Raw genomic sequence first — 23,479 nt, 5'->3', positions numbered from 1 at the left:
CCTTAAAGAGCTATTTTCTGACCAAACACTCAGCGATATTGAGGCCCAATCCCGTAACCAATTGGGACTCTTCGACTTTTAACGGGACACTAATGATTTGGGACAACGAATAACTAATTCCTAATAACCAATAACTAATCCCGCCGGTGATTTATTGGGTTCCTTTTTGTTCACACAAAAAGGGACACCTCCGCCTTAAGAAAAGACCTATTGTAAATTTTTGAGGAAGTCCTAATTAGTATAGTAGTTATTAGTTTAAAATAACTGCACTCTTAAACATATCCTGCTTGTTATCTGTGTAAAACTTTGGCTGAATACCTAGCAAAATTTGATGGTAATAACACTATTATGCAGCTCTCCAAGGAAAAGATATACGCATTAATATCGGATCACTTGCCCCAGTTTGAGCGTGTTGGCTCACTCGAATCCCTGCGGGGCGGTAACCTCAATTATGTTTGGCGTCTGCGAGGAAAAAATAAAAACTTGATTATCAAACATGCCCCTCCATACATCGCATCCAATCCTGATATACCGCTAAACAACAACCGAATCGATTTTGAAGCCAGGGCGTTAGAGCTGTTTGAATCCGCAGAAACGTTGAGTGAGATATCGTCTGCGCAGGTTCGGCCGCCTGAACGTCTGCTATATGAACCGAATCAGTCGTTGCTGGTAATGGAGGATATCGGATCGGTCCCGGCGATTGATTCCTGGCTTTCCAGCGCTGCCGAAACCACCCAAATCGGGAGCCTGCTGGGGCACTTCATCGGGCAGCTTCACAAAAAAACCTTTAACGATTCGGGTTTACGTAAACAGTTCAACAACAAGCCGATCCAGGAGACGCGCAACCAGGTTCAGTACCAGCCCGCTGCCGATTATGCCAGCGAAATCATTTCGATCCAAAACACTAATTTTGAAGCTCGAACAAAAGCATTGGGAGAAAAACTACTGGACCCCGGGAAATGTCTTGTGATGGGCGACCTGTGGCCTGCATCCATTTTAATTAAGAATGGGAATCTGCGGCTGATCGACTGGGAGTTTGTCCATTATGGAAGACCGCTACAGGATGCAGGGCATTTTGTAGCACATTGCTGGATGCAGGCTCACACCGCTTCCTCATCTAGCGAAACAAATAAATGGAAGCAGCTTTGGTTATCGTTTTGGAGGAAATATCAGCATACTACGGGTGAAGTTTTTGAAGAGCTGTTCAATCAAGAAGAGCACGACTTTATGACTACTCATATTGCAGCTGAGGTACTGGTGCGAGCTGCGGGGCCTTTTAAGGATGGATATATTTATAAAGCCTTTCCGCCCTCCCATCCCAAAATTGAAGAAGCCGTCAACAATGCCATTCAGATCAGTGAGCGTACCATAGCCTCAATCTGGGATTTCCTTCCTGGTCAAGTATAAGGGACCCTTTCTACATTTTACTTGTAAGAAATCCGCCATCCATGTGGTCAAAGTATATCAAAACCAACAGGAATAAATTGATCTCATCATTATGAATAAAGTAGCAGTTGTTGTGTTAGCGGGAACAGAATCTCACGAATCACTGGGCCGGGTAGTGAATGCGCTGGAGCTTGCCAAGGAGCTGCAGGAGCATGACGACGAGGTCACGATCGTATTTGACGGGGCCGGGACCGAATGGATTCCGGAACTGGAAAATGAGCAACACGATGCCCATCCACTATATAATGCCGTTAAAGGCAATATCCATGGTGCCTGCCGGTTTTGTGCAAAAGCTTTCGGGGTCTTCAAGGAGATAGTGGAGACCGATATAGATCTGCTGGATGAATACGATCAGCACCCAAGCCTGCGCAACTTTATTGTGGATGGTTATGAAGTGGTTACCTTCTAGCCTGCATTAATTTTAAAAGGGCCCAAATTAATTTATTACTACACGATATTTATCAAGTAAATGCATTATCTACAAACTCATGGTAATGTGATTTGGACTGATCCGTCACCGAATTTTCATGTTTTTTTATGTATTCTCTGGGAGTTAGACCAGTAAATTTTTTAAACTGACGATTAAAATGAGAAATATTATTATAACCGCACTCATATCCCACTCGAGAAATGTTTTTGTCCGTCTTTTTTAATTGCTTACATGCCTGGGATATACGCACTTCATTTAAAAATTCGCAAAACGTCTTACGAGTCCTTTTTTTGAAAAATTTACAAAAGGCTGCCTTACTATAATGAGCAATATCAGCTATTGTTTCCAACTTAATATCTTCTTTATAGTGTTTTAGGATATAATTGATTACTGAATTTACTCGACGACTATCCTCTTCAGATGGAGGGTTTGTACTGCTGATATCGGCCAGGTATTTGAAATTTGTAGATTCAGCAAGACGTTGAAGAATTTTTAAGATTCGAATGAACTTAGTAAAACCTGATTGACCCCGGGTTCTGATCATTCGGGCCCCAATCTTTGTTGAAATACCAGGCAAGAATTGGATCCCCCGATCCGCTCTTTTTATTAATCCTTGAATAGTAGAGAGCTCGTTAATTTCAAAAAAGGTATTGCCAAGAGATTCATCACTGAAAAAGATTGAAATGGAACGTGATTTGCCAGCATTTTCTACATCAAAATACGATGGGTCACTTTTGAATAAGTGATTTTGATTAGCTCCAATCAAAAATAGCGATCCATCGTTGAAAGGGGTAATAGAATCACCGATAAAAAGATCCCCTGTACCTTCAATTATATAAATTAGTTGAAGTTCAGGGTGATGATGTAACTGGTCATAAAAATGAGTCAGTTCATCATATTGTATAAAAAACCCTTCCTTCACTGTTTTTGGGAGCTTAAAATAAATCGATTGGACGCTTGACATGATACTAAATTGTTGTAAATAGGTGATATTTCGACTACCACTAACAATTATGTGTTATTTAATTAAATAAACAAGTATTTAAAAAGATTAAGAAAGATTGTAACACTATTTGAAAATATAGTACAAGAATGTTCAACACGCTTCTCTTTCATTACTTATTGAATTAATCGAGTATTACTAAATATTTATTTGTAAATCTATTTACTATGGAAGTCGATTGGGATGGAATTTACCCTGCTATTACTACAAAGTTCAAAGAGGAGGATGACTCACTTGATCTGAAAATGTTTGAACATAACATTAATGCACAGCTCGATGCAGGGATTCATGGTATCGTACTTGGAGGTTCTCTGGGAGAAGCCAGCACGTTAAAAAAAAATGAAAAATTCACTCTGCTGGAAAAGACACTGGAATTGGTTGGGGATCAAATCAGTGTGGTTCTCAACATCGCACAGACATCTACTAGGGGAGCAGTTCAAGAGGCCGAGGAAGCTGAGGAAAAGGGTGCACACGGGCTGATGGTTTTACCTCCGATGCAGTACAAAGCTGACGATCGTGAGACGGTTTCCTATTTTAAAACTGTTGCGGAGAGCACTAGCCTGCCGATCATGATTTATAATAATCCGGTAGATTACAGTATTGAAACTACTCCAAACATGTTTGAGAAACTCTTGGAGCATGAAAACATCCAGGCTGTAAAAGAGTCTACGCGGGATTTGACCAATATAACACGATATCGAAACCGTTTTGGCGACCGTCTGAAAATACTGTGTGGTGTGGATACGCTGGCCCTTGAGTCGCTGTTACTGGGAGCCGATGGTTGGGTGGCCGGGCTGGTTGCAGCCTTCCCGCGGGAAACAGTTGCTATTTATGAACTTGCCAGGGCCGGCCGCCTAGAGGAGGCGCGCGAGATCTACCGCTGGTTTATGCCCCTGCTGGAGCTGGATATCAATCCCAAGCTGGTGCAGAACATTAAACTTGCAGAAGTGACTACAGGCCTCGGAACTGAAACGGTACGCCCTCCACGCCTGCCACTGGCTGGTGAAGAACGTGAACAGGTACTAAAGGTCATACACACCTCCCTCGAAAACAGGCCCGAGCTTCCCCGGTTGAGCTCGCAGAAAACGGGTTCTCTGTAATTTTGTATCAGCACCATTGATTCAAAAAAATATTGATCCCAAACGTTTCCCTGAAGAGCGTAAAACGCTTCTTTTATATCGACCTCCATACGTATGAGAATCCCGTGTGCCTGCTAACCGGTGGACCTCGGTTTTGTGCTGAAGTACGGCGCAACTACAACATGGCAGGACTCCAAAGGTAATGCGTTTCGATCCAATCCATAATCCAATCCACTACCGATGTTTGAGACCAAGATTTATAAAAATCGTCGCAATACTCTAAAAAAGAGTCTCAATTCGGGACTGGTACTCTTGTTGGGCAACGAGGAGAGCAGTATGAATTATGCCGATAACTGCTATCGTTTCCGGCAGGACAGTACATTCCTTTACTATATTGGATTAAACAAATCTCGTTTGGCCGCGATCATTGACGTAGACGAGGACAAAGAGTTTTTATTCGGTGACGATCCTACCATTGATCAAATAGTGTGGACCGGCAAGGTGCCCTCTCTGCAGGAGCTTACAAAACAGGCCGGCATGGATGGCTGCAGGCCCTATGAGGGAATCAGGGCCTATTTTGATCAACATGCCAAAGACCGGAAAATTCATTACCTGCCGCCTTACCGCCCCGGGCATACGCTGAAGTTGCAGGAATGGCTCGGTTTGGCTCCTGAAGAGATAGCGGCCGGTAAATCGGTGGAACTAATCAAGGGTATCGTTGAACAACGTAATGTGAAGAGTGAGCAGGAGCTCGCTCGTATTGAGGAAGCCGTTAATATGAGCGGGCAGATGCACCTCGAGGCGATCCGTACTACCCGCCCCGGCATGAAAGAGTACGAAGTGATGAGCCGGGTCCACCAAAAAGCGCTGGAGCTGGGCGGTCGGCTGGCATTCCCCATCATTTTGACCAAACACGGGGAGACCCTGCACAATCATTCATACGACAATACCATTGAAGAGGGTGATATGGTACTCTGTGATGCCGGTGCCGAACATCCGGACGGCTACGCCGGGGATCTGACCCGTACCTTTCCGGCTGGCCGGCATTTCAACGATCTGCAGCGAACAGCATATAACATTGTTCTGGAAGCCCAGATCGCGGCCGTGGATGTTCTGAAGCCCGGTGTCCGATTCCTGGATGTGCACCTGGCCGCCTGCAAAAAACTGGTAGAGGGTCTGAAGCACTTGAATCTCATGAAAGGTAACCCGGCGGAAGCAGTACAGGCCGGGACCCACGCCATGTTCTTTCAGTGTGGACTCGGCCACTTGATGGGCTTGGATGTGCACGATATGGAAAATCTGGGCGAAGAATACGTTGGGTACACCGGGGACCTTGCCAAGTCAAAACAGTTTGGTCTTAAATCGTTGCGGCTTGGGCGTAAGGTGGAGCCCGGATTTGTTGTAACGGTAGAACCCGGTCTCTACTTCATCCCCGAACTGATTGATTACTGGGGCGGCCAGAAAAAGCATGAAGCGTTTATCAACTATGATAAGCTGGAAGAGTTTAGGGACTTTGGGGGTATCCGAATCGAAGATGATTATATAGTAACTGAGGGTGGCTGCAGACTGCTGGGCAATCCCATCCCCAAAAAGAGTTCAGAAATCGAAGAACTTCGCCGTAAGGCACTGGAAGAAAGCACTGATGAATAGAGGGATTCTCAATTAAAGAGGACTCAGGGGTTTTGTCCAATGCCAACCCCTGAGTGGATATGAAACCGCAGTTTATACCTCTTAGATAAAGATTACGAATGTGGTTTATGACAAAATAGCCATGACAGGGCATAAAACGTTGCGAAATTTCACCCTCAGCGGCGTTGAAGCGTAAGCAACCTGCTCAACATCTGTAAAAGGCGTTTTTCGGCTATTTTCACTTCGTCCACCGTACGAAAAAATATGGAAATTCGGGTTAGACTTTTGGTCTCTTACTAGTTCACGTGGCAAACAATAAAATAGTACAACTTTTAAGTAAGAATCTGTTAGAACCTGATATACAATCGTTTAAATTGATAATAAAATAAATAAGTAAGGAATTGTTCTGCTTTACATAAAAAAATAAATTCGCCATGACTAAACTAGTTACAGGCCTCTTTGTTTCTCTGATGTTTCTGTTAATAACAGATCTGTCTGCTCAGCAACGTACGATTACCGGGCAGGTGATAGACGCTGATGACAGATCTCCACTCCCTGGTGTAACGGTAAAAGTGCAGGGATCAAATCGCGGAACCGTTACAAATGCAGAGGGCAATTATGAAATTTCAATAGCGAACGACAATGTGGTTTTGATATTCTCATTTATAGGATATCAAAACAGGGAGATTGCTGTCGGTAATCAAACAGTGATCGATGTTGCACTGCAACAGTCTGTCGAGGAGCTTGGTGATGTGGTAGTTACCGCACTTGGGATCGAGAGAGATCGCAGGAAGCTGGGATATTCTGTCCAGGGCATAAGTGAGGAAAATATAACTTCGGCACCGGATTTTAACATCGTAAACTCGCTTTCGGGTAAAATCGCGGGCGTGCAGGTAACCAGCAGTGGCAGCCAGGTAGGAGCTTCCTCAAGGATCACGATCAGGGGTAATTCTTCATTTAGTGGAAATCAACCGCTCTTTGTAGTAGATGGCGTGCCCGTAGACAATTCCACCTCCAACCTCTCTGGGATTGGTGGTGTTGACTATGGCAATGCAGCTTCAGATATATCACCTGATAATATCAAGTCAATGACTGTCCTGAAAGGGGCAAATGCCGCGGCATTATACGGAAGCCGGGCATCCAACGGGGCAATAATCATAGAAACCAAAAAGGGCAGAACAGCCGGTGTCAATATTGATTTTAGTTCCTCGGTTGTGGTTGACAAAGCCGCATATTTCCCCGCATATCAAAATGAATATGGCGGCGGCAATCGCGGTAGTGAATTTGAGTACCAGCGTTATTTGGATCAAAATCCCGGCTCAAACCTTACCTATAACGAATATGCAAAGCAATTTTCGTATAACTATGTGGACGGAAAAGGGGGAGGGGTTAATGATGGAGGAAGTACCAGCTGGGGACCCCGCCTGGATGCCGGCCTTACCCTGGACCAGTGGGCTTCAGGACCCGACAGTCCTTACAGATCGCGTCCGGACAATGTTAGGAACTTCTTTGAAACCGGTACCAGTTTCATCAACAATATCGGTATTTCCGCTCAAGAGGGAATCGCTTCCGGCCGGTTGTCTGTCAATAATCGCAACACCAGCGGCATACTTCACAATACGGATATGGAGCAGACCAATATTTCAGGTAATCTGACTCTGGATCCTTCCGATCGTTTTACGGCATCGACCTCCTTTACATACGTTAATAAACAGAGCGACAATCTGCCCTGGAGCGGGTACGGTTGGACCGGCCGAGCTGGTTTTACGTGGTCTATGACATCCTTTGCATGGGGACCAAGAAATCTTCCCATAAGTGAATTGAGAGATGTACATGAAGATGATTTTAACGGGCACATATTTCCCAACAGTAACAATCCATTTGCTTCCTATCATATCTATACACAGGCTCTCAACAGGGATCGAGTGTATGGAAACGTTACACTTCAGTTTGATTTGCTGGACTGGATATCGTTAAAGGCTCGTACTGGATTGGATTTCTATGGTGAAACACAAGATGAAGTAACGACCTCGGAAGACAAGGGCTTCCAGAGAAGTGGAATCGGTGGGCAATTTCGCCTTAATGATCAAAAAAGGAAAGAGCTAAATGTTGACTTGATGGCTGAATTTACCAAAAGCATTACCGAGTCTATTCAAGTTGATGGAATATTGGGCGCCCACCTGAGGCGTGAGAACCTTGACAGTCAAACCATTGGAGCGAACGACCTTACGGTACCGGACCTTTTTACCGTCTCCAATGTAAATGGAACTCCTGTTACTGGTCAATATGAGCAGGAGCAAGAAGTGCAAAGCCTGTATTCATCCGTAGACCTCTCCTATCAGGATTTCCTGTTTCTGGGCGTTACCGGAAGAAATGACTGGAGTTCTACCCTGCCGGCGAATAATCGCTCCTATTTCTACCCCTCGATAAGTTTGGGATTTAGCATAACGGAAGCGTTCAATATAGAGTCAGACAAGTTCACATACGGCCAATTACGAGGGAGCTGGGCGCGTGTTGGTAGCGATACAAGCCCTTACCAGTTGAGTCGCACATACTCGGCAGGGTCTTTTAACAATGTTTCCATTTTCAATCCTTCTAGTACGTTACCCCCGATCAATCTTAAACCAGAACAGACTACATCATATGAGATAGGGGCTGAACTCCGATTCTTTGAGGACAGGCTTGGGCTCGATATTACCTACTACGATCAAATAACGGAAGACCAGATTTTGCGGGTTCCAACTCCCACTTCCTCCGGGTACTCCTCACGATTGCTTAATGCTGCAGAAATTCAAAACAGCGGTATAGAGCTTATCCTGAATGGTAACATAATCCAAAGTCTTGAACCGGGAGGATTTGAATGGGATGCAACCGTAAACTATGCCCAGAATAAGAATATGGTAAATGAACTTTACGAAGGCTTAGAGACCATTCAGATATCTCCTGGATTTGGTGGTGCTCGTTCTCTCGGGGTCCCCGGTGAAGAGTGGGGGGCTATCTACGGTATTCCTTTCGTCAGAAATGATGAGGGGAAGATTGTAGTCGGTGCAGACGGTTTGCCGGCCACAACGAATGAGGCGCAGAAATTGGGCAATGTTACCCCCGACTGGACGGGCGGTATCAGGAATTCATTCAGGTTTAAAAGGACCACGTTAAGCTTTTTGGTGGATTTCAAAATGGGTGGAGATATTTTTAGTACTACCGCCTGGCACTCTTATCCAACGGGCGCTTACAAGGTAACCACTAGAAACAATGTCAGAGAGAATGGGTTGATTTTTGATGGATTCCGATTTTCGGATGGTGCAGTTAAGGAGGACGGGACCCCCAATGATATCCGGGTTTCGGCCCAGGATTTCTTTAATGGATCATGGGTATGGAACAACCATGAATACTCCATAATAGATGCTTCGTACATAAAACTTCGGGAATTACATATTGGCTACAGTTTTGACGTAAGTGGTATCGAATGGTTGAGCCAGCTTAACCTTTCCGCTTTTGGACGCAACCTGGCCATACTGTATAGAAGCGATTATATGAAAGAGTATATGCTTGATCCTGAAGTCCAACTGGGTGGCGGGGTTCAAGGAGTCGGATTTGAAAATTTCCAGATACCCACTGCACGTACATTTGGATTTAAAGTAAACGTGCGCTACTAAATTGTAACTCCAGTGCCATATCTGGTTGTTCTTAAGAAAATTCACAGATAAAATTAATTGTCATGTACACTATAGCTAAGATCGCAGGTCATGTAATAATAGTTTTAATGGTATTTACGATCACTTCCTGTACAGAGGATTTTAATCAGATCAATACTGATCCGAATAATGCCACGAATGCGCCTGCAAGTAATGTTTTTGGGGATGGCATCATAACCGTAGCCAATAATCAGTTCGGCGAGCGATTGGATATCTATTATGCGGGCTCCTATGCGGAACATACCGCAGCTATCGGATTAGGTGACTATGAATTTCGCGTAGGTATTAACAACGGCATATGGAACAGTCAATATCGGGCTATGACCTATTTCGTAGATGCACAGCGCCTGGCAGAGGAATCTGGTAATACCAACCTGCAAGCCGCCGCCTTGATGATGAAAGCCTGGACCGGGCAAAAGACCACTGACATGTGGGGCAAAATACCGTATACAGAAGCCATATCTCTGGAAGAGGGAGTGGCCAACCCCAATTATGATACGCAGGAAACAGTGTATACCGCCCTGCTTTCTGAACTACAATCTGCTGCTGAAATGTTTGGTTCCGGTTCAGGAGATATCGGTCCGGGCGATTTTATTTTTAACGGTGACGTTGAAAAATGGGAAAAGTTTACCAATTCAACGCGTTTGCGGGTGGCAATCCGGATGTCAAATGTTGACCCTAATACGGCTTCATCCGTGCTGTCCGAGATTCTCAACAATCCTTCTGAGTACCCGGTTATGACCAGTAACGGTGATAACGCCTATCTCTGGTACCCGGGGGTTCCACCAGACCGGGAATTATGGATGGAACGACTGGGAACGGCGGATAACAAGGGGGATCAGTATCGAACTAATCATACCCTGGTTAATATGCTGAAATCTCTCAATGATCCCCGTTTGCCTCTTTTTGTCGATGAGAATGAATATGGGGAATATAATGGCTATGAATTTGGTCCCGGGCAGCGTCAGGATACCATGAATAATGGCAATAACGTATCTCACATCGGCGATCCGATTGGATATGATCCGGATGGATATTCTCCCTTTATGAACGTTGCTGAAGTACATTTTATAAAAGCCGAAGCGTATGAGCGTGGCCTGGTTACCGGGGATGCCCGGGCGGCGTACGAGGCCGGAATTACCGCTTCTTTACAGGAACACGGCGTGTCCGACGGTGATATAGCCACATATCTCAGCGAAACCGGAGTGGCATGGGACAGCGGATCCCGCAGTAACCTGGAGAAGATCTATGTCCAAAAATGGATCAGCCTGATCAAGCAGAGTGTGGAAGCGTGGTCTGAAGTCCGCAGAACAGACGTTCCATTGATGGATACGCCCGCCTCGCCGTACCATAACAATCATAATCGTCCACCATTCCGTCTTCCCTATCCGGCCGATGAAAAGGATTTTAATGAAAACTTCCCTTCAGACGTAAATGAAGTAGACATCTTTTATGGTACACAGGTTTGGTTTGATACCAGAACCGGGGTGCAGTAAAATATTTCATAACGCTGATCAAATTAAACGTGTTCTATTATGAATAGAACGTATTTCCGGTATGGAGTCGTCATTCTTATTGCTGGATTATCCACGGTATTAACCCAGTGTAGGAATAATCAGGCCCGGGATTCTTTGGAGCAGTCAATCTCGCAGGATACAGATGGGTTACACGGGTACCCGGGGTACTCTACTCCTGAGCGACCGGCAGAATACGGGGCCGGAATCGGGTTTTATACCGCCGTATGGCCCCTGGTTGAGCAGACCCCGGCCAATTTCCAGATTGGATTGCCCGGCACCTGGATTATACCCGATAATTCTGGACTAGAAGAAATACCACTGTGCCCGGAGGGAACAATTGCACGCACCTGGGAACCAAGAGGCCCCACGTGGGCAAGCGTTTTTCAGACCATAGAGGGGGGGCTGGGCTACTGGCAGGGGAATAAATACAATTACGGGTCCCCCAAATTCAGTATGAATGCGGTGCCCAACTGTTATAATTCAGAGATCGCCTCACCCGGTTGGCCGTTCTTCTACCGCAATGAGGCATTACCAGCTGAAAAGCTGGGTATCGCACAATTAAGCAATAATATTCTTATTCCGCCGGACGGCATAACGTTCAAAGGGAGTTTGGAAAATAAATTTCTGGGCTACTCCTATATGGCACTGCCGCTAACAGAGGCATATGAGGGACCACCCCCAACGGGAAATCAAAGCTGGACCCTGTTTTTAAATGCATCCAATTTTAAGGGTCCGGTTGCGTATTATTTGCCGGAAATGTGGAGCAGACTTTCGGAAGAATATACCCCCATCAGGGGGCGAGGACTCGATACCAGGCCCGGTAGCATGGGAGGGGGCGGGGCCATGGAAATTAATACCGTTCCATCCTACAAAATGGTTGATGCTGACAGCACACTTTATATCAAAATACCCCAGCTGCAATTTCCCGTTGATAACGAAAATCGGTCTGTCCTTGTGCAAAATGTAACCTATTATACAAGAGATGCCCTGTTTAATTGTATTGAGAGCTGGCGTGATGGTGGCGAGGCTTGTGACACGGATTTTAAACAAGAGGGATCCTGGACTCCGCCGCTTAAAGCCAATACGACCACATATAGACAAGGAGACTATGAGATTTCGGGAATTACAGATTTACTTGATACCGAAATATTTCCTTCCAACACTTTCGGCTTACAATGGCAAAACAATGATGTCACAACTGTAGGGAAATTCCCGCAATATTTTAAACGTGTTGGAGAAGAACATATACCGGTGCATGTATCAGAGGTACCTGAGGCACTGAAAGAAAAGCAATTCCCGGCAGCAAGTACCGATCCAAAGTTTAATAACTGGCGCTACGGGAATGAAGTAATTGAAGGCAATTATCAGTACGATAAAAGGGATCCGTATTATACCCCGGAAGGAGGAGTGTGGGATGACCCCGGTCCGTCTGCCGGGCCATTTACAGCTACCCTGGAAGATGGTTCAACAATAACATATCACTGGTATAGATTTATTGATCAGCCGGTCTTCCAACAATTTGATTGGACGCAATCCAAGAAAGAAAACCTTCAGACGTTTATTGAAAATATACACGCCGAGTGGACTTATGACAAAGAGTATATGGCTCCGCCGGCTACCGGAGAATTAATCTCTATTGATGAGGGATTGATTGTAACTCCACCCCAGGGGATGAAGGCAGGCTATGTTCCGATTGTAACCCGGCAGGAGTAACATTTCTTGATAAGTAATGGTTTGAACTGGTTCCCTTCATGATTAATAGCGTTTTTTGTTAAACCATAGGTAAGATGACTTCACGTCTTAATAGAGATCCTGTAAATGACTAGAGTCAAAATGATGAATTCCTGCAGTCAACTATTCTGGTGTTTCTCACTACTTGCTGCCCTGCAGATGCCACTGGTTGCAGCAGCTGATGATGAGCAGTCTCCACGACCGAATATAATCATATTTCTGGCAGACGACCTGGGCTATGGAGACCTGGGCTCATACGGGCATCCCGTTATTCAAACCCCTCACCTCGACCGTTTTGCAAAACAGGGCGTTAGGATGCTGGATATGCATTCGGCCGGTACGGTATGCTCGCCTTCCCGGGCATCGCTGTTGACGGGCCGAAATGCCTACCGCAGTGGATACTACAATATTGCTGGTTTTTGGGGCACAACGTTACAAAAAGAGGAAATAACCATTGGGCACCTACTCCAGGAGGCCGGATATGAGACTGCCTATTTTGGGAAATGGCATCTTTCCAAATTGGAAAATGACGACGAGGTCGGCATAAATGAGATGGGATTTGATTACTCATTTGCCACTTCCGTCAATGCGTTTGAAGGGCCTGAAAACCCACAAAAGTTTATCCGCAATGGTACCGCTGTGGGTGAAGTTCAAGGGTGGTATGTAGATGTAATTGTAGAGGAGGCCTCCAATTGGATTACCAATAAAAAGGAAGATGACGATCCTTTTTTTGCAATTATTGCAACTCATGAACCTCACACCCCCATTAGTCCACCCAAGAAATTTTCCCAGCTCTACCAGGATCAGGAGATTCAGAAGTTGTCAAGGCACATTGAATATGGTGGAGTACCGCGACCATTGCGTGATATTTCAAAAAACAAGAAAGAGTACTACGGTACGGTCACGCAGGTTGATCATGCTTTTGGGGATCTTATGCAATTTGTGGATGACGAGAGGCTGGCCGAAAATACGCTTGTAGTGTTTACAAGTGATAATGGTCCGGAGTATCCGGTTTCACTTGAAGAGTCTTATGGAGAGTGGGAAGATCCCATTCGGGATAAGTCTTTTGGAACTCCCGGAAAGCTGCGGGGAATGAAACGGTACCCATATGAGGGCGGACACAGGGTTCCTGGCTTAGCCCGGTGGCCGGGACATATACCGGCGGGAATAGTGAGCGATAAATTATTTAACGGGACTGACTTTTTACCTACGATTGCCAATTTAACCGGTGCTTCTATTCCCAACGACAGACCCATAGATGGTACAGATGCTTTTAATGCATTCCTTGATAAAGAGTATGATAGAGAAGTATCTCCGATGTGGTTTTTCCCGGTCAACTATTCCCATATGCCGGGGATGGCCCATATGGCTATGAGAAAGGATAATCATGTGTTAGTGGGACATCTCTCTCCCAATCCTGAAAATGTTGCGGGTGATAAAAAAATTGATTGGATCAAAACGGCTTTTCCTGTCGATTTTGAACTTTACAATATTGAAAATGATGTAACACAAACCATCAATTTGGCAGAAACTAAACATGAACTAATGAAGGATCTAATCCCGATGATGCAAAGGAGATGGATAAATATTCGGGATGAAGGACCATGGTGGAATAGAGCCGATTAGGGTTGAATCACTATGCAGCTGACGGAAGGTATGAAAGCCTTATATGTTTTTATGAATAGTACCAAACAACTTCTGAATTTATGAGATTAAGTCTCAAAATGATAAGAGCGCCAATAGTATTGATGCTGGCAATGTTGCTATCTGATATTGCTTATTCTCAGTCATCCGAAAAAGTAAATATTTCCAGCCAGGATGTTGTACCTGCCGAAACAGCTGAAAGGTTGAGGGCTATTTACGAAGAAAATGAATTCACAGCTGAATCATTCAGGGGCGATTGGATTCCCAGCGGCTCGGAGTACCTCGTTATTGAAACGCTCCCCGAAACCAACGGACAGGCTCTCGTGAGTTACGATGCGGCCAGCGGTACCCGGACGGAACTGGTTTCCGCCTCACAGCTGAGCTTACCGGAATCGACAGACCCGTTATTTATTGAGAATTATACATTCTCGCCGGATGGCAGTAACATATTGATATCGGCAAGCAGCCGGAAAAGTGGAAATGAAACCGCCCATCACTGGATTTTTGATTTCGAATCTGGCCAGCTGCAATCAGTGACAGCTGGAAACAACAGCCGCATTTCGCCCGACGGTCAGCACATTCTGTTTACTGAACAGGGAAATCTGCATGTTTACAATATTCAGGATGAAGGCACTACTTCACTCACCAATGATGCCGTTCCCGGGTCCATTAGCTATAACCAGGCAGTATGGAGCCCGGATAGTAAAAGGGTGGTATTTGTAAAGTCTGATGCTTCCCGTGTGAGAGTCAGGAAAATGTTAGAGCCCGTTGATCCATCCTATCCAGAGGTAACAGAGACCCGGTTCGCCAGGGTGGGCGGAACTATTGCTACCTTGCAACCGGGGGTGATCGATATTAAAAATAAGGAGACACGCTGGCTCCCCATACCCATTCCTTCAGAGGGCTTTTATCCTGGGGAGATCAGCTGGGCCGGGAATTCCAATGAAGTACTGGTGGAGAAACTCAGTCGTTTCAGGGACAAGCGGGACTTTTTTATTGCAAATGTTGACAGTGGTACTATCACCACCATATTCGAGGAATCGGATCCGGCCTGGGTTGTTGCGAGTTACCGCACGAATCAGGGTCTGAAGTGGTTTGATGATTATAAAAAGTTTCTTGTTTTGAGCGAAAAGGATGGTTGGCGGCATGCCTATGTAGGCTCTCGTAATGGACAAAACCTGAAAAACATAACACCCGGGGACTATGACATCATTGATCGTGTTGCCGTGGATGAATCAGGAGGATGGTTTTATTTTAATGCTTCACCGGAAAACGCGACGCAGTCATACCTCTTTCGGGCAAGGCTGGATGGAACCGGGAATCCTGAACGAATCACTCCAAAGAATCTGCAGGGGACCCACAATTACGACATTTCTCCCGGCGCCAACTGGGCATTTTACACGTATTCGTCAGCCAACAATCCCCCCGTTACCCAAATTGTTCGACTCCCGGAACACAAAGTAGTAAGGGTGCTGGAAGACAACAAAGCGCTGAGTGAAAAAACGGCATCCTGGCAGCGAAAAGAGTTTTTCCAGGTAGATATCGGGGATGGTATTATTATGGACGGCTGGATGATCAAACCCGGCGATTTTGATCCCGCCCGCAAGTACCCGGTATTTGTATATGTGTACGGGGAACCGCACCTGCAGACGGTCAGGGACTCCTGGGGTTCGGCCATGGCTGCTTACCACCGGGCGATAGCTGACCTGGGATATCTGGTTATTTCCATGGATAACCGCGGTACACCCGCTCCAAAAGGAGCGGCCTGGCGACGTGCGGTAGCGGGTAGTTTGGGTCCGCTTTCTACCGAGGAACAGGCCGCCGGCCTGAAACAGCTGGGACAGATGCGGCCGTATGTCGATCTTTCAAGAGTTGGTATCTGGGGTTGGAGCGGTGGCGGTTCGAATACGCTTAATGCGCTGTTCCGGAAGCCGGATATCTATGACATGGGTATTGCTGTTGTACCCAAGCCGCAGCCACACCTTTATAATGCATGGTTCCAGGAAATATATATGAAAACTCCGGAGGTGAATCCGGAAGGATACGAGAAATCCGCGCCCATTAATTATGCCGAAGGCCTGGAGGGTAATTTACTTATCCTTCATGGCAGTGGAGAGACAAATACGCACCTGGAAATAGTGGAGGGACTGGTAGATCGATTTATTACACTTGGCAAGCAGTTCGACTACTTCGTATATCCCAATCGCAATCACGGGCTCAGCAAAGGAAAAGGGACGCCTTTACATGTAAGGCTTCAGATGGCAAGATACCTGCTTACCCATCTGCCGCCGGGTCCCCGGTAAATAATGGGCAGGCAAATGGGATTACATTTTGATCGAAATCTACAGTTAGTTTATCCGAGGTTTCAACCTTGCACACTGCTGCTTTTGCATCTGGACAATTTCAACAAGTAGATTCAACATGTCTGGAATAATAAAATTCAAGTATGCAAAAATTTATCTGATTTCTGTTATTCTTGTGCTTATTTCATGCTCTTTAGAGCACAAAGGGGATTTGGAAGGGAAGCCAAATGTGATATTGATCATGACCGATGATCAGGGGTATGGGGATATCGGAGCCCACGGTAATCCATATTTAAAAACCCCACACCTGGATCAACTGTACCGGGAAAGCGTCCGATTTACAAATTTTCATGTGGATCCAAGCTGTTCACCCACGCGTGCTGCAATTTTAACAGGTCAATATTCATCACGGTCAGGAGTTTGGCACACCATCGGTGGAAGGTCTCTTTTGCAAAAGGATAAGGTCACCATGGGTGACGTATTCAAAAAATCCGGGTACAAGACAGGTTATTTCGGAAAATGGCATTTAGGCGAAAATTATCCTTTTCGCCCGAAGGACCGTGGATTTCAGAAAACAGTTGTTCATGGGGGCGGTGCCTCCTCTATCCACCCCGACTATTGGGGAAACGATTATTTTGATGATGTTTACAGAAGCAACGGTGTTTTTGAAAGATATAAAGGCTATAGCAATACCGTATGGTTTAATGAAGCTTTAAAGTTTATTAAAAAGAATCAGGACGAACCGTTTTTTGCATATATAGCTACGAATATTCCACACGCCCCATTAATAGTAAAGGAAAAATATTCTAATCCATATAAGGGAAAAGTGCCAGAGCGAATTGCCAATTACTACGGTATGTTATCGAAGTTTGATGAGGATTTAGGAATTTTCTTTTCTGAAATGGACAGATTGAAACTGAAGAAAAATACAATAGTCATATTTATGACGGATAACGGGCCGGGTCCCTGGTTTGGTGGGATCATTCTTGACGAAGATCTATTTGTAAAGGAAGGCTATAATGCCGGGATGAGAGGTGGAAAAATCAGAGGATATGAAGGTGCGCACCGTGTTCCATTTTTTCTTCGCTGGCCGGCGGCGGGGATTGGTGAAGGTGTAGATGTAGATAAACTTACTGCCCATTTTGACATATTGCCGACTTTAATTGATTTAGCCGGTTTGGAAGAGCCAGAAGATGTTGAATTTGACGGTGTAAGTCTGAGGCCATTACTGGAGAATCCGGATACAGATTGGCCTGAACGTACACTTTTTGTCCATAACCAGCGCGTTCAGTATGCGGAAAAATACAAGGATTTTCAGGTACTTGCAGAAGAATGGAGATTAGAGGGACGGGAACAACGAGAACTTTATCAAATCAGAGAAGATCCGGGTCAAAAAAATAATGTTGCTGAACGACATTCGGATGTAGTTGAAGCTTTAACGAAGAAATATGAAGAATGGTGGGATGATGTATCTACAGACTTTGATAAATACAACTACATTATAATTGGAAGTGAAAGGGAGAATCCTTCAACCATTTATGCCCATGATGCACTTAGAGGCGATGATGGTATTGTCTGGGCTGTAAATGTGGAAAAGGAAGGGCTTTATGAATTTAGTACCTCCCGATGGCCCATTGAGTCGGGAAGGAAAATTGTTCAAAACCAGGGACCTGATTTTCGTCATAATTTACACCCCACTTCGACTATTCATTCTGATCGATATTCTCTTGAGTCCGGGAATAGCGGGGAGATAAGTAGTCTTAGCACAGCCCATTTAACCATTGGGAATTTGGGAAAGGAGGTTGAGGTTACGAATTCTATGACATCTGCTACATTCTTAGTTCATCTAAAACCTGGCAAAACCGCTCTGAAAGCATGGTTTTCTGGCAACCGGAATCTCAGGGCCAACTATATAAAAATTGAGCGAATTGGACCGGCAGGATCGCAACAACAAGTTGAAAATTATCAAGCAGTACATCCTGATGAATTATTAAGACATTAAATGAAAAAATGAACTTTATCCTTGCTTTATCCGACAGACTCCTAGGTATGAAATATAACATCGGTTTTTCTATTCTTTTACCAGTTTTCATGTTATTAGGGGTATCTGGTAATGTGGAAGCTTTGCAAAGTCAAACTAAAGACAATCGTTCACCCAATATCATAATTATTTTTGCGGATGATCTGGGATATGGCGATCTGAGTTCCTACGGGCATCCAACAATCAAAACTCCCAATTTGGACCGTCTGGCAGAAGAAGGAATGCGGTTTACCGATTTTCATGTAACATCCGGAGTGTGTACTCCCTCTCGTGCATCTTTGTTAACCGGCAGCTATCCGATACGAGTAGGTTTGGCGTCTGGATATATTCCTGGGCGCGAGCAGGATATCGGAGGAAAGAAAATATTGCCATGGGGCGTGTTGATTCCCCTGTCGGAATACGGATTGCATTCTGATGAGTTCACCATCGCTGATTATTTAAAGAAGGAGGGCTATACAACAGGCCATATTGGCAAATGGCACCTTGGGCATCATCCGCCTTTTCTTCCCACGCGACAGGGTTTTGACTATTATTTTGGCATACCCTATTCCAATGATATGGGGCATAACAACTATAGTTTTATCAAGGATGGCTTCATTTCAGGTCCTACCCCTATACTGCGAAACGAAAAAGTGATTGAAGTAGATCCCGATCAGTCACTTCTTACCAGACGATATGCAGATGAGGCAATTGATTTTATAACCAAACACCGAGAGAAGCCCTTTTTCCTTTATTTGGCCCATTCCATGCCTCATGTCCCTATTGCCGCCTCCCATCACTTTAAAGATCGTTCTGAATACGGGATATATGGAGATGTAATTGAGGAACTTGATTGGAGCGTCGGTCACATAACAAAGCATCTCGACAAGCTCGGACTGGACGACAATACGATAGTTATGTTTACTTCTGATAATGGGGCTGCTGTTTGGGAAGGTGAAGGAGGCTGGGTCTGGACTTCTGATTTGGATGGACGTCCTACGGCAGGAGACTTAAATTACCGGTCCGGATCCAATGAGCCGCTTCGGGGCTCTAAAGCTACCACATGGGAAGGAGGTTTTCGAGTACCGTTTATTGTTCGCTGGCCTGGTCATATTCCAGCCGGATCCATAACAGAACAACTCACCACTTCTATGGATATATTACCAACGATTGCGGCGATTACCGGAGGACAATTGCCGAACGACAGGATCATTGATGGACATAATATATGGCCCCTTTTGTCGGGTGAACCGGGAGCAGTGAGTCCGTACGAAGCGTTTTATTATTACAGGTATGATCGATTGCAAGCTGTGCGTAGCGGAAAATGGAAATTGCATCTTTTTCGGCCAGAGGAAGGCAGAACCACTATGCTTTATAACTTGGAAGAGGACATTGGGGAAACTACTGATGTTTCCGAAAAGCATCCTGAAGTTGTTAAGCGTCTTCAACGACTTGCGGATGAGGCAAGGAGGGACTTGGGTGATTCTGTAACCGGACAGGAAGGTAAAAATGTCCGACCGATTGGAGAATTGTAGTATTGCTTGGTAAGGTGCATTCTTTTTTAAAATGGAATTGATATGCCAGAATATAAGTGGTTAATGCAATTCCAACTGTAATTTCGGATACAAATAATGCACCGACCCCAACACAAATACCTGCAGTGTTTCATCCATTTAATAATCCATTCTGTATTTACGAGTGGTGAAGTCCATTCCTAATATCTAGCCTAAGTACAACAAACCACCATTTAAAAACAGTTGTTATTATGCTTGAGAAGTGTATTATGTTGGTAATATTAGTTTTGTTAGAATTATCATTTATCAGTAGATACGAGCCTTACCTTATCTTGCATATTCATCACGCTTCATAAAGTATTTGTTGAATACAAGCATGAATTCGCTCTGAAAAGATTTTCACTATCAATGGTAAAGTGGGCTTGACGTTAATTGTGTGGGACATCAGAATTTATCAATTGAAGTAATAGTTAGAACTAATATGAAGAATGGATCAAGTACTGCCCATTGGCAAATATCGTCTTTGCTGGCTTTTGATCGATGAAAAACCAGGCAAAATGATAAAATTATGTTACAATGGCAGAAATTTATATAGGAGGGAAGAGATATTATTGATTATTTATTTAAAGATCCCTGGGAAAACGAATCATGATTCACAACAAATTAATTTTGGCAACCTTATTTATAAGAATTTGCGGAATCCAAATGAGAGCTATGTATAAATATCTTTTTTTTACTTGTGTTTTCTTAACGTTTTTAAGCCTCTCAGCCAAGGCCCAAAATGATAATTCGCTCATAACATTAGAGGAGATATATGAAAAAGAAACTTATCGCCAAAAAAGTTTTGGGCCGGTTCGCTGGATGAAAGACAACCGCGGGTATTCCACGCTGGAAGACAACCCCGAATACGGTGAAAAGGATATCGTAAGGTATTCGGTGCCGGACGGCGATCGTCGGGTGCTTGTATCGGCTGAACAACTGATCCCGGAGGGCGGGGATACGCCGCTGAAAATCGCGGATTATGAATGGTCGCATGACAACGAAAAGCTGTTGATATTTACCAATACGAGGCGAGTCTGGCGATATCACACCCGGGGCGATTACTGGGTGCTGGATATTCAAAGTGGTGAGCTTATGCAGTTGGGAAAATCGGTTGAACGGACAACCATGAAGTTTGCCAAATTTTCGCCCGACGATTCGCGCGTGGCCTATGTGAGCAAACGGAATATATACGTGGAACACCTGGATACCGGCCAGATCAGGCAGATTACCCACGACGGCGGTGATGATATCATAAACGGGACGTTTGACTGGGTGTACGAGGAGGAACTGTCGCTCCGGGATGGGTTCAGGTGGAGCCCCGATGGTCAGCATATTGCCTACTGGCAGTCAAATACCCAGGGGGTCGGCACGTTTTATATGATTAATAATATCGATTCGGTCTACTCTCAGCCGATTCCCCTGCCGTATCCCAAAGTTGGTACCACCAATCCGGCGGTCAAGATCGGTGTGGTTGCCGCAGACGGCGGGCAGCCCCGCTGGTTTGACATCCCGGGGGATCCCCGCAACAACTACCTGGCCCGGATGGATTTTGTGCCAAATACCAACCAGGTCATGATTCAGCAGCTAAACAGGCTTCAAAACCGGAACCGGGTGTGGATCGCTGACATTTTGACTATGGAGTTCGAAAATATCATGACCGAGCGGGATGACGCATTCCTGGATATTCACGACGACACCATATGGATGGACGATAACCAATACTTTACATGGACCAGCGAGCGGGACGGCTGGCGCCACCTGTATAAAATTTCCAAAGATGGCAGCGATGCAAAGCTGATCACCAGGGGGGAGTTTGATATCGTCAATGTTGTGCAGATCGACAAGGAAAACAACTACGTCTACTATATTGCAACCAAAGAGGATTACACCGAGCGGTATCTGTACCGGAGCAGCCTCTCGGGCAATGAGGACCCGGAACGGATTACGCCCGCTGCCAGCGAAGGTCAGCACGCCTACCAGATGACGGCCAACTCGAAATGGGCCATCCACACCTATCAAAATCGCAATACTCCCAACCGTATTTCATTGATCAGCTTGCCGGACCACAGGAAGGTGCGGGTGCTGGAGGGCAACGAGGAGCTAAAGCAAAAAGTTGATGCGCTGAACATCAATTACAAAGAGTTCTTTCGCATCGATATCGGCGAGGTAATACTAGATGCCTGGATGATGAAGCCTGTAAACTTTGATCCGGGAAAAAAATACCCGGTAATCTTTTATGTATACGGCGAACCCGCGGGCTCCACCGTCCAAAACAACTGGGGTGGACGAAGAGATCTGTTCCACTACTACCTGGCCCAGCAGGGCTATATCGTAATAAGCGTTGACAACAGGGGTACAAAGGTGCCCAGGGGACGGGCATGGAGAAAATCGATATATGGCCAAATTGGTATTTTGGCGACACATGACCAGGCAAAGGCCGCAAAAGCGATATTTGATCGATATTCCTATGTTGACAGTTCACGGGTTGGAATGTGGGGCTGGAGCGGAGGCGGTCAGATGACCCTGAACTGCCTGTTTAAATATCCTGATATCTATCACACGGGCATTGCCCTGGCGTTTGTCTCCGATCAAAGGCTGTACGATACCATTTACCAGGAGCGGTATATGGGATTGCCATCAGAAAACGAGGAAGGGTATCATGACGGGTCGCCCATAAATTTTGCTGAAAACCTGGAGGGCAACCTCATGATCATGCATGGAACGGCCGACGACAATGTGCACTACCAGAGCTTTGAGATGCTGGTTGATGAGTTAATTAAACATGACAAGTACTTTAGCATGATGTCCTACCCCATGCGTACGCACAGCATTTCTGAGCGTCCCAATACCTCCCTGCACTTGAGGAAAAGCATGGTCAGGTATTGGAAGAATAATCTACCTGCTGGTGGTAAATAAGAGAAACACAGTCTCTCAACAAGTATGGGTTGTTATTTAGAACTTGCTAAGTTATTGATAATGTGTATCAAAAAGTGATTCAGATATGGTCAATCTTATCAAAAAAGTGTTGTTTTTAGGTTTCCTGGCGGGATTAATGGGTCCGATGCTGGTACAAGCCCAATCCTCTCCTGATATTACCGGGCAGTGGGAATTCACCATTCAATTTGAGGAGGGAGAAACCGACCGCGGCACCATCAGTATTTCCGGGGAGCCGGGATCATACAGCGGCATTTTTGACATGGCCAGCAGTTCCGTAACGCGCAAACTGCAGAACATCGTCTACCGTGATGGGCAGCTCAATTTCGAAGTAGAGCGGTTGTACGACACGATAGCTGTGGATGTGACGATTTCAGGAGACCGCATGGAGGGGCATATGATCTTTGGTGAAGAGCAGGTGCCGATGGAAGGGAGGCGCCTGTCGGAGGCTCCCGGGGCGGTTATTGACCATGCGGCCGTCATTCGCAGCTT

General features: G+C 45.3%; 14 protein-coding genes. 13 read left to right on the top strand and 1 reads right to left on the bottom strand.

Annotated features, from left to right (window positions below; genetic code table 11):
* Window positions 1-306 precede the first annotated feature (306 nt).
* Window positions 307-1,407: a phosphotransferase family protein gene (locus tag ACG2F4_RS17955; protein ID WP_395262293.1), complete on the top strand. Its 1,101-nt coding sequence runs from the start codon at window positions 307-309 to the stop codon at window positions 1,405-1,407.
* Between the two features lie 91 nt (window positions 1,408-1,498).
* The gene (locus ACG2F4_RS17950; RefSeq protein ID WP_395262292.1) at window positions 1,499-1,855 is read left to right on the top strand and encodes a hypothetical protein; all 357 of its coding nucleotides are present in this window, start codon (window positions 1,499-1,501) and stop codon (window positions 1,853-1,855) included.
* Between the two features lie 52 nt (window positions 1,856-1,907).
* Here the strand turns inward: ACG2F4_RS17950 and ACG2F4_RS17945 are convergent, their stop codons facing one another.
* Window positions 1,908-2,840, bottom strand: coding sequence for an AraC family transcriptional regulator (locus ACG2F4_RS17945; protein ID WP_395262291.1), 933 nt, complete (start codon window positions 2,838-2,840; stop codon window positions 1,908-1,910).
* Between the two features lie 206 nt (window positions 2,841-3,046).
* Here ACG2F4_RS17945 and ACG2F4_RS17940 point away from each other — a divergent pair, with 206 nt between their 5' ends.
* The 11 genes from ACG2F4_RS17940 to ACG2F4_RS17890 all read left to right on the top strand — a co-directional run.
* Entirely contained in the window at window positions 3,047-3,979 is a 933-nt protein-coding gene (locus ACG2F4_RS17940; protein ID WP_395262290.1) for a dihydrodipicolinate synthase family protein, read from the top strand.
* Between the two features lie 219 nt (window positions 3,980-4,198).
* Complete coding sequence (locus ACG2F4_RS17935) at window positions 4,199-5,608, top strand: aminopeptidase P family protein (protein ID WP_395262289.1); 1,410 nt, start codon at window positions 4,199-4,201, stop codon at window positions 5,606-5,608.
* Window positions 5,609-6,021: 413 nt separating this feature from the next.
* Entirely contained in the window at window positions 6,022-9,243 is a 3,222-nt protein-coding gene (locus ACG2F4_RS17930; RefSeq protein WP_395262288.1) for a SusC/RagA family TonB-linked outer membrane protein, read from the top strand.
* Between the two features lie 107 nt (window positions 9,244-9,350).
* A complete protein-coding gene (locus ACG2F4_RS17925; protein ID WP_395262287.1) occupies window positions 9,351-10,778 on the top strand; it encodes a SusD/RagB family nutrient-binding outer membrane lipoprotein in 1,428 nt (475 codons plus the stop codon).
* A 39-nt stretch (window positions 10,779-10,817) separates the two neighbouring features.
* A complete protein-coding gene (locus ACG2F4_RS17920) occupies window positions 10,818-12,512 on the top strand; it encodes a hypothetical protein (RefSeq protein WP_395262286.1) in 1,695 nt (564 codons plus the stop codon).
* Between the two features lie 105 nt (window positions 12,513-12,617).
* Window positions 12,618-14,156, top strand: a complete 1,539-nt coding sequence (locus ACG2F4_RS17915) for a sulfatase (RefSeq protein WP_395262285.1) — start codon at window positions 12,618-12,620, stop codon at window positions 14,154-14,156.
* An 80-nt stretch (window positions 14,157-14,236) separates the two neighbouring features.
* Entirely contained in the window at window positions 14,237-16,477 is a 2,241-nt protein-coding gene (locus ACG2F4_RS17910) for a DPP IV N-terminal domain-containing protein (protein WP_395262284.1), read from the top strand.
* Window positions 16,478-16,595: 118 nt separating this feature from the next.
* A complete protein-coding gene (locus ACG2F4_RS17905) occupies window positions 16,596-18,479 on the top strand; it encodes an arylsulfatase (protein WP_395262283.1) in 1,884 nt (627 codons plus the stop codon).
* 47 nt (window positions 18,480-18,526) lie between these two features.
* Complete coding sequence (locus ACG2F4_RS17900) at window positions 18,527-20,032, top strand: sulfatase (protein ID WP_395262282.1); 1,506 nt, start codon at window positions 18,527-18,529, stop codon at window positions 20,030-20,032.
* Between the two features lie 693 nt (window positions 20,033-20,725).
* A complete protein-coding gene (locus ACG2F4_RS17895; RefSeq protein WP_395262281.1) occupies window positions 20,726-22,969 on the top strand; it encodes a S9 family peptidase in 2,244 nt (747 codons plus the stop codon).
* A gap of 85 nt (window positions 22,970-23,054) precedes the next feature.
* The coding region (locus tag ACG2F4_RS17890; protein ID WP_395262280.1) for a hypothetical protein at window positions 23,055-23,479 on the top strand (425 nt) is incomplete at its 3' end.

The sequence above is a fragment of the Halalkalibaculum sp. DA3122 genome (assembly GCF_043951865.1).
GTDB lineage: Bacteria > Bacteroidota > Rhodothermia > Balneolales > Balneolaceae > JAMQKA01.
This window is presented reverse-complemented; position numbering and strand designations above follow the sequence as displayed.